5 protein-coding genes are annotated in these 16,471 nt (G+C 60.6%); 1 reads left to right on the top strand and 4 read right to left on the bottom strand.

Annotated elements, in window-relative coordinates; genetic code table 11:
• The first annotated feature begins 473 nt into the window (after positions 1-473).
• The gene (locus AAHA41_RS21225) at positions 474-11,228 is read left to right on the top strand and encodes a retention module-containing protein (RefSeq protein ID WP_323069580.1); all 10,755 of its coding nucleotides are present in this window, start codon (positions 474-476) and stop codon (positions 11,226-11,228) included.
• A gap of 86 nt (positions 11,229-11,314) precedes the next feature.
• Here the strand turns inward: AAHA41_RS21225 and glpC are convergent, their stop codons facing one another.
• The 4 genes from glpC to AAHA41_RS21205 all read right to left on the bottom strand — a co-directional run bounded on the left by glpC (position 11,315) and on the right by AAHA41_RS21205 (position 16,446).
• Positions 11,315-12,517, bottom strand: coding sequence for an anaerobic glycerol-3-phosphate dehydrogenase subunit GlpC (glpC, locus tag AAHA41_RS21220; protein ID WP_323069578.1), 1,203 nt, complete (start codon positions 12,515-12,517; stop codon positions 11,315-11,317).
• 51 nt (positions 12,518-12,568) lie between these two features.
• A complete protein-coding gene (gene glpB, locus AAHA41_RS21215) occupies positions 12,569-13,834 on the bottom strand; it encodes a glycerol-3-phosphate dehydrogenase subunit GlpB (RefSeq protein WP_323069576.1) in 1,266 nt (421 codons plus the stop codon).
• Entirely contained in the window at positions 13,824-15,509 is a 1,686-nt protein-coding gene (gene glpA, locus AAHA41_RS21210; protein ID WP_323069573.1) for an anaerobic glycerol-3-phosphate dehydrogenase subunit A, read from the bottom strand. Before glpA ends, glpB begins: the two co-directional genes overlap by 11 nt.
• A gap of 151 nt (positions 15,510-15,660) precedes the next feature.
• Positions 15,661-16,446, bottom strand: a complete 786-nt coding sequence (locus tag AAHA41_RS21205) for a PilZ domain-containing protein (protein ID WP_041210283.1) — start codon at positions 16,444-16,446, stop codon at positions 15,661-15,663.
• Between the last annotated feature and the right edge of the window lie 25 nt (positions 16,447-16,471).

The following is a 16,471-nucleotide window of genomic DNA, read 5'->3' as shown; positions in this document are numbered from 1 at the left end:
AATCAGCGGATTTTACGAAGCTGGGTAAAGGGCGTTGTGGAGGTCAGCTCACTCCTTGGCCCTATGGCCATCTCTTCTTCGTCGCTCGGCAAGAGAAATGGCTATGCGCAGCCTTAAATTTTTATTCACTTTATTGTCGATAAGCGCTGTTGTTTGGCTGCACTCATTTGCACTGCCTGTTTGTCGCTGGGGCTCGCTTGAAACCCGGATTTACCAGGGATTACGAAGCGAGTCTGCCAAAAGAACTATTTTTTCTTGAATAGGCATATCAGCAAAGGGTTGCAGCAATATTGCGTCACAGGCTATCGCACAAAAGGCGATGCCTGCATGACATTTATTGTACGAAATACCCTGTTTGCGGTCTCTTTTGTCGAAAATTGAGAAAAGACCCTTCAACTTGGTTGCGGTAAGATAGCTAATCCAGTCAGGTGTGCTGTTGATAATGTCGTTAATCAGGTTGTGCCGGAGGTTGTATGGCAGAGTTGCAAATTGAAAAGTCCACGGTGGTGACCCGCATAGAGGGCTCCGTGTTTGTCATCAGTGCAGATGGAGCTGTCGTACGAGCAACCGTGGGGATGGTGCTCCATCCCGGTGATCGGCTGCAAGCCGCGCAGGGGGGGCAGTTTGCACTGGCTGATGCCGATTCGCAGCCAACCGGACAACAACCTGAACCGGCCAATCCTGTTCCGGCCGATGGCAGCGAGGCGCTGCCTGATCAGGAGCTCGCTTCCCTGCAGGAGGCCATTCGCCAGGGGGTTGACCCGACCAAACTCTTTGCCGAGACCGCCGCAGGCAACGCCGCGCCAGCTGCCGGCAATATTGGTGGCGTTGCGGGTTCCAGCTCTGGCGGTTTTGTTGTGGTCGATCGCACCAATGACGCCACCCTGGCCGAGGCCGGTTTCGATACGGATCACAATGCACCGATCGTAAACGATGAGCTGCGTTTTGCCGAAGTACGCGACTTCTTTGCCGCCATCACCATCACCGAGCCGCAGACCAGCGACAACATCATCAACGCTGACGAGGCGGCTGGCGTCATCATCCGCGGTACCGTGCTAGATGTAGAGGTCGGTCAGCCGGTCACCGTGACCCTGATTGACCAGGCAGGCAACCGGCTCACCGTCACCACAGTGGTGCTGCCCGGTCTGGTCTGGGGGGCCAATTTTGGCGACGTCACCGGCAAGCTGGTGGATGGCCCCCTCACCATTCAGGCCGATACCCAGGATGCTGCCGGCAACCGTGCCAGTGATCTGGGCCAGACCCTGCTCGATACCATCACCACCATTACCCTGGATCTTGCCGATGAGAGCGACACCGGTGCCAGCCAGAGCGATGATCTGACCCGCGACAATACCCCGCTGCTGCAGGGCAAGGGGGAGCCCGGTGCCACAGTCACCCTCTCCCTTGGTGGCAGCGTGCTCGCCGTGCTGACCGTCGATGGCAATGGCAACTGGCAATATCAGCTGCCCGATACGCTGGCAGACGGAGCTTATGATTTTCGGGTCGACTCGGTGGATATCGCCGGCAACCGAGCCAGCGATACCCTCACTATTGAGGTTGATACCCAGGCCGCCATCGATATCGATGATCTCTATGCGGTGGAACTCTTTGGCAGCGACAATGCCACCCTGAGTGGTACCACCGCCAATGTCGAGGCGGGACAGAAGGTGACCATCACCCTGCTAGGCAGCGATGGGCAGATCCTGCTTACCACCTCTGCAGTGGTCGGTGCGGATGGCCGTTGGCAGGTATCAGGTCTTGATCTCTCCGGTATCACGCAATCTTTCGAAGTGCGTGCCAGCGTCACCGATCTGGCGGGTAATTCTGCCTTGGACGGTGCGCCGCTGATCGGCAAGAGCGAGACCTTGACCCTCTCCGAAGCCGGACTGGCCAATGGCCCAGTCACCGCGACCGGCAGCCTCAATACCGGCGCCGGGATTGATGGCAGCCTGCAGGTCACCTTCGCCGCTGACCAGAGCGGCCTTGAAGGGCTGAAACTTACCAGTCATGGAGTGGCACTCGATTACGTCTGGGGCGGCCAGACCCTGACCGCCACTGCCGGTGGTGTCACCGTCTTTACCCTGACCCTCAACAATAACGGCAGCTATCGCATCGTCTGGAGCCAGAGCCTGGATCACCCCGAGAGCAAGGGGCAGACCCTGCTTAACACTCAGGAAACCTTGAGTTTGCCGTTCAACCTCGAGTACCGCGACAGCGACGGTGATCTGGTGAAAGCGCCGCTGGTGATCAATCTGGTGGACAGCACTCCACCGAGCTTCGAGATCCCGGCCATTACCCTGACCGAGGATGCCTTTACCAACAGCGCCGCCGTAGTCGGGGAGAGCAGCTTTGTGGTCAAGCACACCGCCGATCCCCTGCTGGTGGATTCGCTGGTGTTCAGCAATCAGAGTGGCACCCTGGCGACCCTCAACAGCTCGGGTCTTGCCAGCGATGGCCATCCGCTGACGTTTGAATTTACCGATGATCGCACCCTGCTGGGCTACTACCTCGATGACAATGGTCAGCGGGTAGAGGTATTGCGCGCCCAGCTGCTGGCTGAACAGCAGGGGAGCGATGTGGGTGGTCGGGTGGTGATCACCCTTACCGGCCCGCTCGATCATCAGGGTAGTGACAGCCTCTCGCTGGGGTTGCAGGTGAGTGCCAAAGAGATCGATGGCGATGTCACCAGTGCCGATCTGGCTCTGACCATCAACGACGGCAGTGATCCTTCGCTTGGTCTCGACAAGGGCGTTTCGCTGCAAGAAGGGGGCAACCAGCGCATCGATGGTCAACTGCCGGTCACGGTGGGTAGCGATCGTCTGGTCTCCCTCAACTTTGAGGCGAGCCAACCAGCGCTCGCTGGGCTCACCAGCCAGGGGCATCCCACCAGTTATGAGGTGCAGGGCAACCAGCTGACCGTCAAGGATTGGCAGGGCAATACGATCCTTACCGTCGCCATTGGGCTGGATGGCAAATACAGCGTCTCCCTGACCGGCGTGTTTGACGAACCGGAAGCGACCAACAGCCTCAACCTTGGCTTGAAGGTACAAGGTTCAGATTTTGACGGCGACAAGAGCAACCTCGGCACCCTCAATATCACCATTACCGATGGTGCCTTGCCGCAGGTCGATCCTGTCTCCCTGACGCTCACGGAAGATAGCAATTGGCAGCAGGAGCAGACCCTTAACGGTGATTTGACCATCACCGCGGGCAGCGATCCGCTGGCCAGCATCACCTTCGATGCCAACCAGCCAGGACTGCAAGGGTTCACCTCGGGCAAGCAGGCCGTGACCATCACGGTGGCCGATCATCTTATCGAGGGGCGTACCCCCGATGGCACGCTGGTGTTTAAGCTGACCCTTGGCAACGATGGCAAATACAGCTTTACCCTCCATCAACCGCTGGATCAGGGCAGTGCCGACAGCCTGCTCAAGGCGGGCTTTACTCTGCTCGACAGCGATGGCGACAAGGTCTCCTCCACTATCACCGTGGCGGTAGGTGATGGCGCCAACCCGACCATCTCTGCCGTCAGCGGCACCGCCATCACCGAGATGGCGCAAGGGGAGGCGGCCGCGGTCAGCAACATGAGTTTCACGGTGACCCACGGCAGCGATGCCCTTGATCCCGCATCTCTCGGTTTTGATATCGCCACCATCCAGAGCACCCTGACTGGGCTCACCAGCCATGGCAGCCCGATCAGTTTCTCCCTCGACGCCAACGGCCAGCTGGTTGGCACCACGGCAGATGGTCGCGAGATCCTGCGCGCCGAGCTGAGCTTGGTCGATAACAACGGCAACTGGAGTGTGAACGCCAAGGTCACCCTGAGTGGTGAGCTGGATCACAAGGGGAGCGAATCCCTCAACCTGCCGTTGGCGGTCACCCTGGCCGACAAGGATGGCGATCGCATCGGTACCACGCTGCCGCTTACCATCGCGGATGGCAAGGCACCTAGCTTTATCCCGGGCAAAGGCGTGTCCCTGGATGAGGGGGACCTCACCGGCAGCAACAGTCTGAGTCAAACCGGTCACTTCGACGTGCAGGCAGGGTCGGATCGGGTGGTCGAGGTGGCGTTTGCCGATGGCAGCCAGCAACCGGCACTCACCGCACTCGGTCAGCCGGTGCAGTACCAGCTGGTGGATGGTGACCCGCTGATCCCGGGCAGCCAGCTGCTCAAGGGCTATGTGATGGTCGATGGCCAGCGCGTCGAGGTGTTTGAGGTGCGGCTGGTTGGCACGCTGGATCAGGCGGGCAAGAACGGTTTTGACTATCAGGTGACCCTCTATCAGGGGATCCATCAAGGCGCCAACGCCGTGACCGAGCTGCCCATCAAGGTGATCGTCAACGACTACGACAAGGCGGGCGGCAACAACGATAGCACCAGCGGCACCCTCAATATCCAGATTGGGGAAGGGGATAAACCGACCCTCACTCTGACAGGTGTAACCCTCAGCGAAGGGCGTTTCGATGGTGCCAACTCGGCCGTGGATGACCAGCAGGCGAGCGGCAAGATCACCATCAAGGCTGACTCGGATCCGGTGACCGATGTGCGACTGACGCTCTCCGGTCAGGTTATGGATGCCAGCGGCAAGCCCATTACCCACAATGGCGAAGCCTTGACCTGGAAAGCGGTTGGCACGGATGGTCACACCTTCCAGGCAGTGACCAGCTCTGGTCTGGTGGTGATGACGGTGTCCATCCCCACTGTGCCCGCCAGCATTGCCGCTCATACCACTGCAACCATCGACTATCAGGTAACGGTGCATACCAACCTGGATCACGGGGCGGATGACAAACTCAACCTGACCTTGCCAATCAAGGTAACCGACAGCGATGGCAGCGTGATCACTGGCAGTACTACTGCCGTAATCACCGATGCTGACAACCCCGTGATCACCGCTATCGAGGGAGTCACCGTCAAGGAGTCGGATCTCAACGGGGGCAATGGCCAGCATGGAGGCACCAGCCCGTCAGGCACGGGAGAGGTTGCCATCGGTCAGGTGACGATCGCCGCCGGGAGTGACCGGGTGGCTTCTCTGCAACTGGATGTGGCTCGCTTCAACGCCCTCAACACCCTCACGTCGGGGGGCAAGGTCGTCACCATTGGCGCCGATAGCCAGCCGGGTGTGTATCTTGGCAAGGACAGCGCAGGCAAGCTCATCTTCAAGCTGACGTTGGATGTCTCCGGCCGCTACACCTTCGAGCTTATCGGCAATCTTGATCACAGGGCTCAGGGCAAGGATCTGCTGGATATCCAGCTGCCGTTACAGGCGCGGGACAGTGACGGAGACCTCAGTGCCGAAGTGATTGGTCATGTGAGCGTGCAGGATGATGTGCCCGTCGCCGTGGATGCGAACAAGACCCTGAATGAAGGAGCGAAAGTGACCGGCGATCTGCTGGCCACCGCCAGTGAGGGGGCGGACGATGCGGTAGTGAAATCGGTCACCATCAATGGCACCGAGCACCCCATCGCCGCAACGGGCAATACCACCATCTCGGTAACAGATGGCACAGGACAAGTCATCGGCACTCTGGTTATCAATGCCGAGGGTAACTACAGCTTCACTGCCAGGTCTGGCATTGATCACAGCAACAGCACTCTGGTGCAGCAGATTGAGTTCCACCTGGTGGACGGTGACGGAGATACCGATGATGGGGTTCTGACCCTGACCATCCGGGACGAAGCTGGCATGCTCAGCGTGAGCGCAGTCACCGGCCTGGAGGATGCCGGAGCAACCGATCCTGGCCAGGGGATCCCCATCACCATGAATCTGGATGTGGGGGATTTCGATCGGGGCGAGCATGTGGAGCAGCTGCTTATCCAGGCACCTGCCAATGCCCAGGGAACCTTCTATTTCAACGGTGTCGCGCTGACCACCATCACCCTGGGTGGCAAGACCTGGTATGAGGTGCCGCCTGCGGCCATGGTGGCGGTGGCCAACACCAACGACAAGTTCCAGCTCACCGGTGTCACCTTCGTGCCTAACCACGACTACTCGAGCTACAACAACGGAGGCAATCCGCTGCGCTTCCCGGTGCAGTTGCAGGTGGGCGTCACCGAGGGGAGCAAGCCCCCGGTGCTCACCGGCAATCTGGACATCACGGTGCAAGGTATTGCCGACAAACCACTGTGGGATGCGGGTAGCACGCACCAGCACTACACCACCAACGAGGACAGCAGCGGCATTGCCCTCAATGTACAGGCGAGCCTCACCGATACGGATGGCTCCGAGGCCCTGACCTACCAGATCAAGTGGGAGTCGGGTCAGGGGACTCTGACCCTTGACGGCAAGGTGCTGACCCCGGGGGCAAACGGCCTCTATACAGTGGCTGGAGGCGACATCAACAAGGTGACCGTGGTTCCGGCCAAGGATTTCAGCGGTGACATCAAGCTGTCGGTGACCCCGATCAGCACGGAGCAGAACCCGATCGCTCCGGGTCAGGGTACGGCGCAGGGAGACAAGATTGAGCTGGTGATCAACGTCAATCCGCAGGCGGATGATGCCAAACTCACCGTGCGCGATATTCAGGGCAAAGAGGATACCTTGCTCGATCTGGGCAGCAAGATTGGCCTAGCCCACCTGGGTGACACCACCGATGGCTCCGAGCAGCTTTTTGTGCGCATCAGCGGCCTGCCCGCCGGGGCGACGCTGCTGCTGGGGGGCGTTGCCGTCAGCCAGAATGCTGCCGGGTACTACGAGGTGCCCTTTGATCGCATCAATGAGCTCAAGCTGCTGCCGCCCAAAAACAGCAACGTCGATTTCGATCTGACCATCAAGGGCGTGGTCAAAGACAGCGCCACCCTGACCGATGCCAATGGCCAGACCCACATCGTGGTGAACGAGAAAGAGACCGGCTCCCAGACCATTCATGTGGATCTGGTGGGGGTGGTGGATCAGCCTCACTTCGAGCTTGGCAATACCGGCTGGGAGGCCGAAGGGACAGGCTATGCCATTACCGTGGGTGAAGATGGGCGGGCGCCGCTCAACTTTACCCTCACCTCGGGCGAGTGGGTCGATACCCCGCACGATACTTCCGAGAGCCTCAACGTGGTGCTGCAAGGGTTGCCGGAAGGGGCCCGAGTCTTTGATGCCAGCGGCAAGGAGCTGACCCTCACCTTTGCCGGACTCGATGCCAGCGGCAAGCCAACCTATCAGGTCAATGTCTCCGATTTTGGCAATCTGCTTATCCAGCCGCCCCACAACAGCACGGCGGATCTTCATCTCGTCGCCAGGGTGGTGGTCACCGAAAACGACGGTGACAGCAAGAGCTTCGAGGTGCCGCTGCATATCAAGGTGGAGCCGGAGATCGATGCGACCGACTACAGCAAGACCAGCCACGGTCTGGAAGATCAGTTCACCGTGCTGGACTGGCATCCGACCCTCACTGACGGCGCCGAGAAGGTCACTGCGCTGAGTCTCTCCGGGGTGGAGGATGGCTACCAGATCTGGCTGCGAGTTGGCGGCGTGGAGAGCCAGCTGACCGTGGTGGCTGGCAAGGTCACCCTGACGGCCGCCCAGCTCGACAGCCTGCTCAACGGGGGACAACTGCTGGTGAAGGGGCCGGAGGATAGCGATCGGGATACCAGTATCCAGAGCCATGTTACTGTTACCCAGCACGATGTGGATTCGGGCGCGGTGGCCGAGAAGGTGATCGATGGCAACCTGCACGTCGATATTCAGGCGGTAGTGGAGCCCGATGGCGTGCTGACCCAGACCGGCGGCGCACTCGTGGGGCAGGGCGGTGCCGATATCGACCTGGCAGGGCGTTTCCTCTTTACCGACCTCGATCCCTCCAGCGTGGAGGAGATCGACTATCTGGTGATTAACCTGCCGGTGTTGAACGGTGGCGCAGGCGATCAGTTTGTGGTGATTGGCGGTATCAACAACGGTAACGGCAGCTGGATCGTACCGGCGGGCAACCTCGGGAGCTTCAAGCTGCATGCGCCCGACGGGTTTGTCGGCAAGGTTCAACCGATCCGTATCGATGCCATGGTGATCGACCGTGGCGATGATGGAGATGCCAGTGCCCATGTCAAGGTGAGCCTGAACACGGATGCGACCTTCGAGGCGACGCCGACGACCAACAAGGAAGCTGCGGCGACCGTCGATATCGACGACAACGAGGTGCTGGTGGGCAAGGAGGATATCCGGGTTGATTTTGGTCAGCAGCTCAAAGGCGTGATCCATATCGGCGACGCCGATCAGGCCAGCGACGAGGTGACCATAGTCCTCAAGGGGCTGCCGGCGGGTGTCACCATTAGCGGCGCCGAATACAACATTTCGACCGGTGAGTATGTCATCAAGGTACCGCCGTCACTGGCTGGTCTGGAAGGGCTGACCCTCGGCTTGCCGCAAGACTTTGCCGGCTCGCTCAATATCGAGGTGAAGGTGGTCAACACGGATACCGCCAGTGGCGATATCAAGGTCGACAGCAGCACGGTACGGGTCGATGTGGCCCCCGTGGTCGATGTAAATGGTGGCCGTGGCGAGCATCCGGAACTGACTTTGAACGTGCTGGATACCAACCATGACGGACAGCCGGACAATCTGGAAGATAGCGAGATCCACCTCGATCTCTCGGTGAAACTGGCCGATATCAGCCCCTCCATCGCCAATGGTGGCCTTGAAACCGTGGAGCGGGTCAACATCACGGTGGATGCCAAATATGGCTACTTCCTTGATGGCAGTGGCAAGCCGGTCAACACCCTGGTGGTCAGCGATGTGGCTGCCCTCAAGGACTTGGTGTTTGTGCCCAAAGAGCACTTCAGCGGTCAGGTACCGCTCGACATCAAGGTCGATATCGTCGATACCGCGCTGGTCGGCGGCCAGCTGGTGACCGACAGCGGCAGCTGGAGCGGGCAGGTCGGCTTTGAGGTGAGACCGGTCAACGATCCGGCAGCGCTGACGCTGCACGATGTATCGGGCAATGAAGATGGTGCCATCAGCCTGGCTGGCTTTGGTGCCGCCCTCATCGATAACGACGGTTCCGAGAAGATAGTGGCGTTGCAGATCAAGGGGGTGCCGGATGGTTTCACCCTCTCGGCCCCTGCCGTGAATAATGGTGGTGGTGTCTGGCAAGTACCCGTAGGCACCGATTTTGCCAAGCTGACCCTGATCCCGCCGGCCGATTTCAGCGGCAGCGTGGATCTGTCACTCAGTGCCTTTACCCTCGACAAGGGGCTCACTATTCCCCTTGAAACCAGCGGCAGCTTTACCGTGACCGTCAATCCGGTGGGGGATGCCCTCATCAGCGATCTGGTGCCCAATGCCAGCGGGGTAGAGGGCGACAGGATCCTGCTCAATCTGGGGCTGGAGACCCGCGATACCCACGCCACCGGCGGGAGCGCAAGCAATGTGCATGAAAATGGCGCCGAGCAGGTGCGGGTGACTATCCGCAACGTGCCGGAGGGAGCATCCATTGAGCTGCCGGACGGAGTGGCCGGTCAGGTAGTCAGATTGCCAAACGGTGATTGGCAGGTGACCACTGTGGGTGGCAATCTGGCGGATCTGGTGCTGGTGACCAACGACGTTAACGGTACCCTGAAACTCGAGGTGATCGCCCAGAGTCTGGACAACGGCGCGCTGGGGCCAGAGGTGAAGGGCCGCATCGATGTCACCATAGAGGCGGTCAACGACGCGCCCGAAAACATTCTGCCCACAGCACCGCTGGTAGCCGAAGAGGATGTGCCTTACCGCATTGATGGCCTGCAGGTCAAAGATGTGGATGCGGGTAACAGCCCCATCGAGGTACGCCTCTCGGTTGGCCACGGCACCTTGACCCTGGCGGCCGGCAGCGGCGTGACCGTGACCGGCAGTGGCACGGGCTCGCTGGTGCTGAGTGGCTCGCTTGCAGCCATCAATGCGCTGCTGGCGGGCGGGGTGACCTATCAGGGGGCACAGGACTTCAATGGCCAGGATCAGCTCACCATGGTGACCAATGATCTTGGCAATACCGGTAGCGGTGGAGCCCTCAGCGACACCGATGTGGTACCGATCGAGGTACTGCCGGTCAATGATGCGCCGGTCAATCAGCTGCCGGGCAGCATGACGGTCAAAGAGGATGGCTCTCTGTCGCTATCCGGCATCAGCGTGAAGGATGTGGATGCCGGCAGCGCACCTGTCTCCATGGTGCTGCGGGTCGAGCATGGTGTGCTGACCCTGCTGGGCGCAACCGGCGCCGTGATGGTGCAGGGGGCGGGTACCAGCGAGATCACCCTGGTGGGGTCGCTGGCCGATCTCAACCAGTTGCTGGCAAGCAGCCTGCACTATGAACCAGCCAAAGATTTCTGGGGAGAGGATACCCTGACCGTCACCACCTCGGATCAGGGCAACAGCGGTGCGGGCGGCCCACTGAGCGACACTGATCAAGTGACCATCAATGTCACGCCCGAGCCGGACATGCCGAGCCTGACGCTGACCCAGCACGAGATCCATGCCCTGCAGGGGGCGCTGGTGCCCCTGAGTCTGCAGGCCAGTGTGGTCAATCCGGCAACCGGCGAGCTATCCATTCGGATCAGCGGATTGGGGAACGCTCAGGTGCAGGATGAACATGGCCTGACCGTGGGACATCAGGAGAGCAACGGTGACTGGCTGATCCCGGCGGATCACTCGGTACCGCTCTACTTTAACGGCCTGAGCGATGGGGATCATGTGCTGGGGATCTCTGCCGAGTCGAGTGTCGGCGGTTCCACCATCAGCACGCCACTCGATACCCTGACCATCCACAGCCAGAGCGGTCATGAGCTGTTGGGTTCCGAGCATGACGACATCCTCTTTGGCTCTTCAGGCGATGATCGTCTGGTGGGAGGGCTTGGGAACGATGTGCTCCATGGCGGCAAAGGCAACGATATCCTCACCGGCGGTGCCGGCAGCGATCTCTTTGTCTGGCAGAAGGGGGATGAGGGTAGTCAGGGGCAACCTGCAGTCGATACCATCACCGACTTCCATCCGGAACAGGGGGACCGGATCGATCTGGCCGACCTGTTGCGGGGCGGCCCGGGAGCCAGCGTCGAAAGTCTGCTAAGCAACCTCTCGGCGTCGGTGACGACCGGCAGCAATGGTCTGAGCGATGTGAATCTCTCGGTGACCTCGGCCAGTGGTGGTCAGGTGACTCAGCAGATCACCCTGAAGGATGTGGATTTGAACAGCTGGAATCTCACCAGCACCTCGTCCCACGACATCCTGCAGAGCATGCTGGATAACCACAGCCTGATCATCCAGCATCCCTGATAGCGGGAGTGAAACGTAAAAGGAAGAGCCGGCAATTGCCGGCTCTTTGTTTATCTCTGCGTGGATTGTCTTTTGTTATCAGCCGATCAGGCCAGTGCCTGGGCCAGTAGATGGATGGGATGTTCGCAGCGAAACGCCGTGCTCATCTCGATCTGCCATTTGCAGGTTTCGCAATCGGTGATCACCAGATCGGGGGCCAGGCGGTTGATCTGATCGAACAGCCCCTCGCCGATGGTCTGGCTGGTCTGGTAGTTCTCCGACTTGAAGCCGTAGGTGCCGGCGATGCCGCAGCACTGGGACTCCAGTACCGTCACCTTGACCCCGGGAATGGCGCGCAGCAATTCGAGGGTGTAGATGACACCCCCCATCTTCTCCATGTGGCAGGGGGTGTGGTAGGCGATGTGCAGATTGAGCGGCTTCATCGCCGGTTTGTTGCCCTTGTAGAACTCGTTCCACAGGAAGCGGGTCACCAGCGAGATGCGATCCCGTACCTTGTGGTTGTCCTGCTCCAGCAGGTGGGGATATTCATCGCGCAGGGTGAAACCGCAGGTGGAGGAGGTAGCCAGCAGCGGCATCTCGTTGCCGAGCAGGGAGTTCTCCATCTGCTTGATATTGAAGGCCGCCTGCTGCTTGGCCTTGTCCATGAAGCCGTTGGCAATGAGTGGCACGCCGCAGCACTTCTCCCGCTCCAGCAACTGCACGCCGATGTTCATGGCGTTGAGCACTTGCACCAGCTCCTTGCCAAGCTGCGGATGGTTGTAGTTGACGTAGCAGCCGTGGAAGTAGGCTATTTGGCGCTCATAACGGGCCTGAGCTTCTTTTTGCTTCTTGTACCAGCCGCGGAAGGTGCCCTGGGAGTATTTGGGCAGGTCGCGATGGGATGAGACCCCCAGCGCCTTGTCCAGCACCAGTTTCATCGGTTTGAGGCCGGTGGTGAAGTTGACCACCGGCGCCATCAGGGTAGACATGCTGCCCATCAGGTCGGTGTGAGAGAGCACGAACTCGCGGATCCCCGGTTTGAAGCCGCTGTACTTGTCTTTGGCCTTGGCGATGATATCGCCGATGCGTACCCCGCTCGGGCAGGCCACTTCGCAGCGCTTGCAGTTGGTGCAGTGCTTGAGGGCGCTGTCAAACAGCTCCGGGCTCTTGATCCGCAGCCGCTCGCCATCCGGGCCGGCCTGTTTCGGGCCGGGATAGGCGGGGTTGGCCTTGGCCACCGGACAGTAGGCGGTACAGACGGTGCATTTGATGCACTGATCGAAAGTTTGGTTGGCATGATCCAGTAGCATGTCAGTTCTCCTCCCGTAGGGTGTGAAGGCACGGGATATGGGACAAAATCATCATTGGGCTGAACTCAAAATGTGACCGGCGGCCTGCCAGCCGGTGGCAACCGCGACACCGGAACCTGATCCCTCTTTGATGGGGTCATAGTGAGCCAGCACGCTGCCGGCGCCGTAGAGGTTGGCGAGCGGCTTGCCACCGCGCAGCACTCTGAGCTTGTCGTCGGTCTTGACCCCGAAACCCATGAAAGGGTGGTGGTCGAACAGGCGACGACCGGCCCAGGCGTCGCGCTCCTCCAGACTCAGCACATCGGCATCGAAGATGGGTTCGCGAATGCCGCGCAGACGGGACTCCAGCCCGCGGCTGAAGAAGCTGCCGGAGGCGAGCACGAAGTTGTCGGCTTCAAACAGCTGATCATCGCCATTCTGGGTGTGAACGCCGACCACCCGATCCCCCTTGTAACGGGCGCCCAGCACCCGCTCGCTGGTGAGGAAGGTGCCGCCAAGGGCCATGAAGCGGCGCTTGAGCGCCTCCTGCATCCGCATCCCTATCAGCGATGGCGGCATGGTCGCCACCTCCTTGATGGTGCAGCCGGTGCGCTGCTCCAGCTCCGCCAGACGCGGGCCAACCAGCCCCAGCGACAGGCAGGCGGGTAGCACGATATGGCGGCAGTCGGGCACGCCGTTCTCCTGCACCATTCGACAGATCTCGCTGGCCAGATCGGCCACCAGATGGTGCTTGTCACACAGGCGCGCGATGTCGGCAGAGCGAAACTCATGGGGATTGCGGCTGAATTCGGCCAGCTGGGGCAGGCGGATTTCGCCAGTCAGAATGCGGCAGTGGGCAAAACGCGGATGGGTCGCCAGATTGGCCGCCGCCAGTGCCGGATGAAAGTCGCGAAAGCCTTCGAGGGTGGCCAGCAGTAGCACGTCCGGGATCGGTGCATCGGTGACGCAGGCGCAAGTATCGGGGGAGAGCCAGGTACGCTTGAGGGTGCCGATGGGGGTCAGGCGCTGGTGATTGGTCTCGTGGCGCACCAGCGGCAGCCCCTGCTCGGCGCAGTGGCGCTGCAGATCGGCCAGACTCGCCTCGATATTCTGCATTCCTACTTTGCTGTAGGGGTGATCCGGATGGGCCGCCATAAAGGCGGGCAGGGCGGCGCGGGGATCTCCTTCGCTCTCCAGCAGGTCGACCGAGCCGGAGGAGAAGTGCAGGGCACTCTGGCCTGAGGCCATCAGCAGGGTCTTCTGGCCCGCCTCCACCAGACGCAGGGCGGCCGAGAGACCCGCCATGCCGCCGCCGATAACGATATTGTCAAACTTCATGACGGCTCTCCTTCTCAGTGGCGTGAGTGGCATTGTGCTGCCCGGGGGCGCGTGACGCATCGGTGACCAGCTGCGGTGTGGTCCACTCGCCAAGGCCAAACAGCCCCTCGTAGATCCAGTAGGTAAACTCGGCCTCGCGCAGGGCATCGCCCCACAGCACCGGGCGGGTGCCCTTGTAGCGCTCTTCCAGGAACTGGCGCAGCATGACGCAGGCCTGACGGCCGTCGGCCTTGCCGTACTCCTGCATCAGGCCGGCGGCGCGGTAGGCGCACAGCTCGCCCTGACAGGGCCCCATCCCCAGACGGGTGCGGCGGCGCAGGTCGATGAGGTTGTCCACATCGAGCTCGCGCAGGGCGTATTCGATTTCGCCGGCGGTGACCATTTCGCACTCGCAGATGAGGGCGTTGGCTTTCGGATTGTCACGGAAGAAGGCGATGACCCGCTCGCCGTGGCGGTATTGGGCTGACCCTTCGGCAGGCACCGAGAGCCCGGGGGCGGAGACCTTCTCCGGATCCCGCGAGCCGGGCAGATTGAGCTCGGCTGTGCGGCAGGGCTTGTTGTTGCCGAGTTTTTTGGCCAGCAGATCGGTGGCCCACTCGGCCATCAGGCGGTAGGTCATCAGCTTGCCGCCGGTGATGGTGTTGAAGCCCTTGAGGCCGTCGCGCTCGGCGTGATCGAGCAGCACGATGCCGCGGCTGATATTGCGGCCGCTCTCGTCGCCATCCACCGCTACCAGCGGGCGAACGCCTGCGTAAGCGCGCAACAGACGGGTGCGCGCCATGATGGGGGCAAGCTTGATCCCCTCGCGAAGCAGCACCTCCACCTCTTCGGGCTCGACGGTGAGCTGGTCAATCTTGTTGTAATCGATACGGCTGGAGGTGGTGCCGATGAGGGAGATGGTATCGCCCGGCACCAGAATGTCCGCATCCGCCGGTTTGCGGGCGCGGTTGAGCACCAGCTGGTTGATGCGGTAATCCATGATGAGCAGGGATCCCTTGGCAGGGAACATGCGGATGCCGAGATCGGCGTATTCGCAAATTTGCTGGCCCCAGATGCCGGCGGCGTTGATCACCTCCTGACACTCCACCTCGAAGGCTTCGCCGGTGCGGGTGTTGATCGCCTTGACCCCGTGTACCCGATCCTGAGTGCGCAAGAGTCCCAGCACCTTGCAGTGGGTAAAGATGCGCGCGCCGTGCTCTTTGGCGTCCAGCACGTTGGCGGCGGCGAGGCGGAACGGATCGACCGTGCCATCCGGCACGTGGATGGCGCCGATCATCGCCGGGTTGGCGTTGGGCTCCATACGCAAGGCTTCGCGGGGATCGAGCTGACGGGTTTCGATCCCGGCGCGGGCGCAGGCATCCATGAAGGTGGTTTGGAAATTGATGTCATCTTCCGGCAGGGTGAGGAAGAGGCCGCCAGTATCCTCGACACAGTGGCTGGCAATCCGCTTGAGGATGCGGTTTTCCTGAATGCACTCGCGGGCGGACTCTTGGTCCGTCACCGCGTAGCGTGCTCCCGAGTGGAGCAGGCCATGGTTGCGCCCCGTAGTGCCGGCGGCGATATCGTCCCGTTCGAGCAGAATGCAGTCAATGCCGCGCAGTGCGCAATCGCGCATGATGCCTGCCCCGGTGGCCCCGCCGCCTATGATGACGACTTGTGTAGTTATTCTTTGCATTGGTGCCGGTCTCGCTACTCACATTGATGAGAAGTTTGACGTTAACCGTGAGTAAAATGTTTGATTCAGACCAAATAAATGAGCGTGATCGAACATTTTCGACCATTAATGCTCAGAAGTGTGATCGGGATCGGCCTGACAATAGCCCCTTTCAGGGGGCGGAGTGGCCCATGGCGATGTTCGCAACGGCGCCAGCTTGAGTGCGAACGACCATTTGATGGCCATTGAATTCGAGGTGTTTCAAAAAGGTTTCGCTTTGCTGCAAGCCGGCTGCGTCGAATTGCATGCCGTAGACGGGGTAGTTGTTGATCTGGCGCTGGTTGCGCACTGTGCCGGTCAGCTGGTAGGGCATCCCGTTGGCGCTAGAGGCATCGAGACGTAGCTCAAGCGAGTGGTTGAGGGGAATGGTCGGTGCCTGATGGTGGGTGCTGAAGGCGCAACCTGCCAGCGAAAAGTCGACCAGATGAATGTTGAGCGGATGCTGGGCAAAAAGAGCGACTCCTGTGCAACTGATTGGGTAGCGGATCTCCTTGCGGATCTTGAACAGGGTCATGCTCTCTGGCTGGCGCATGGTGAAGAGCTGGGGCTGCTTGTTGAACTGCTCGATAAAACCCTCGAAGCAGAGCATGGCTCCCACGCCTCGCTCGCAGATGATGGCCGCAGTGAGCCGGTAACCCGGCTGGCAGTAGAGGGCGGCATCCGCCGGGGTGGTGGCGGGCAGGCTGAAATAGATGATACGCGCCTTGTCGGCGCCGATCAGCACGGCAGGCAGGGAGCGCAGCTGACCGGTCGGAGTGATCACCTCGATCCCCACCTTGCTGGCGGGATAGAGATAATCCATGACATCGGGCCCCTGGATGGAGATGCCCTTCTCCTTATTGGCCTTGATGCGATCCTTGATTGATTTGAAGGGTGACTGCTGAGTCTGTTGTGTCATGGATCATGGTCCCGATGCTCCCGCG

The sequence above is a fragment of the Aeromonas sp. SER genome (assembly GCF_038739615.1).
Lineage (GTDB): Bacteria > Pseudomonadota > Gammaproteobacteria > Enterobacterales > Aeromonadaceae > Aeromonas > Aeromonas jandaei.
Note: the sequence above shows the minus strand (reverse complement) of the source record. Positions and strands in the feature narration are given on the sequence as shown.

Bases quoted from the DNA above. Each gene is read 5' to 3' on its own strand.
- AAHA41_RS21225 (WP_323069580.1), top strand. From the start codon at position 474: ATGGCAGAGTTGCAAATTGAAAAGTCCACGGTGGTGACCCGCATAGAG.
- glpC (WP_323069578.1), bottom strand. From the start codon at position 12,517: ATGCTACTGGATCATGCCAACCAAACTTTCGATCAGTGCATCAAATGC.
- glpB (WP_323069576.1), bottom strand. From the start codon at position 13,834: ATGAAGTTTGACAATATCGTTATCGGCGGCGGCATGGCGGGTCTCTCG.
- glpA (WP_323069573.1), bottom strand. From the start codon at position 15,509: ATGCAAAGAATAACTACACAAGTCGTCATCATAGGCGGCGGGGCCACC.
- AAHA41_RS21205 (WP_041210283.1), bottom strand. From the start codon at position 16,446: ATGACACAACAGACTCAGCAGTCACCCTTCAAATCAATCAAGGATCGC.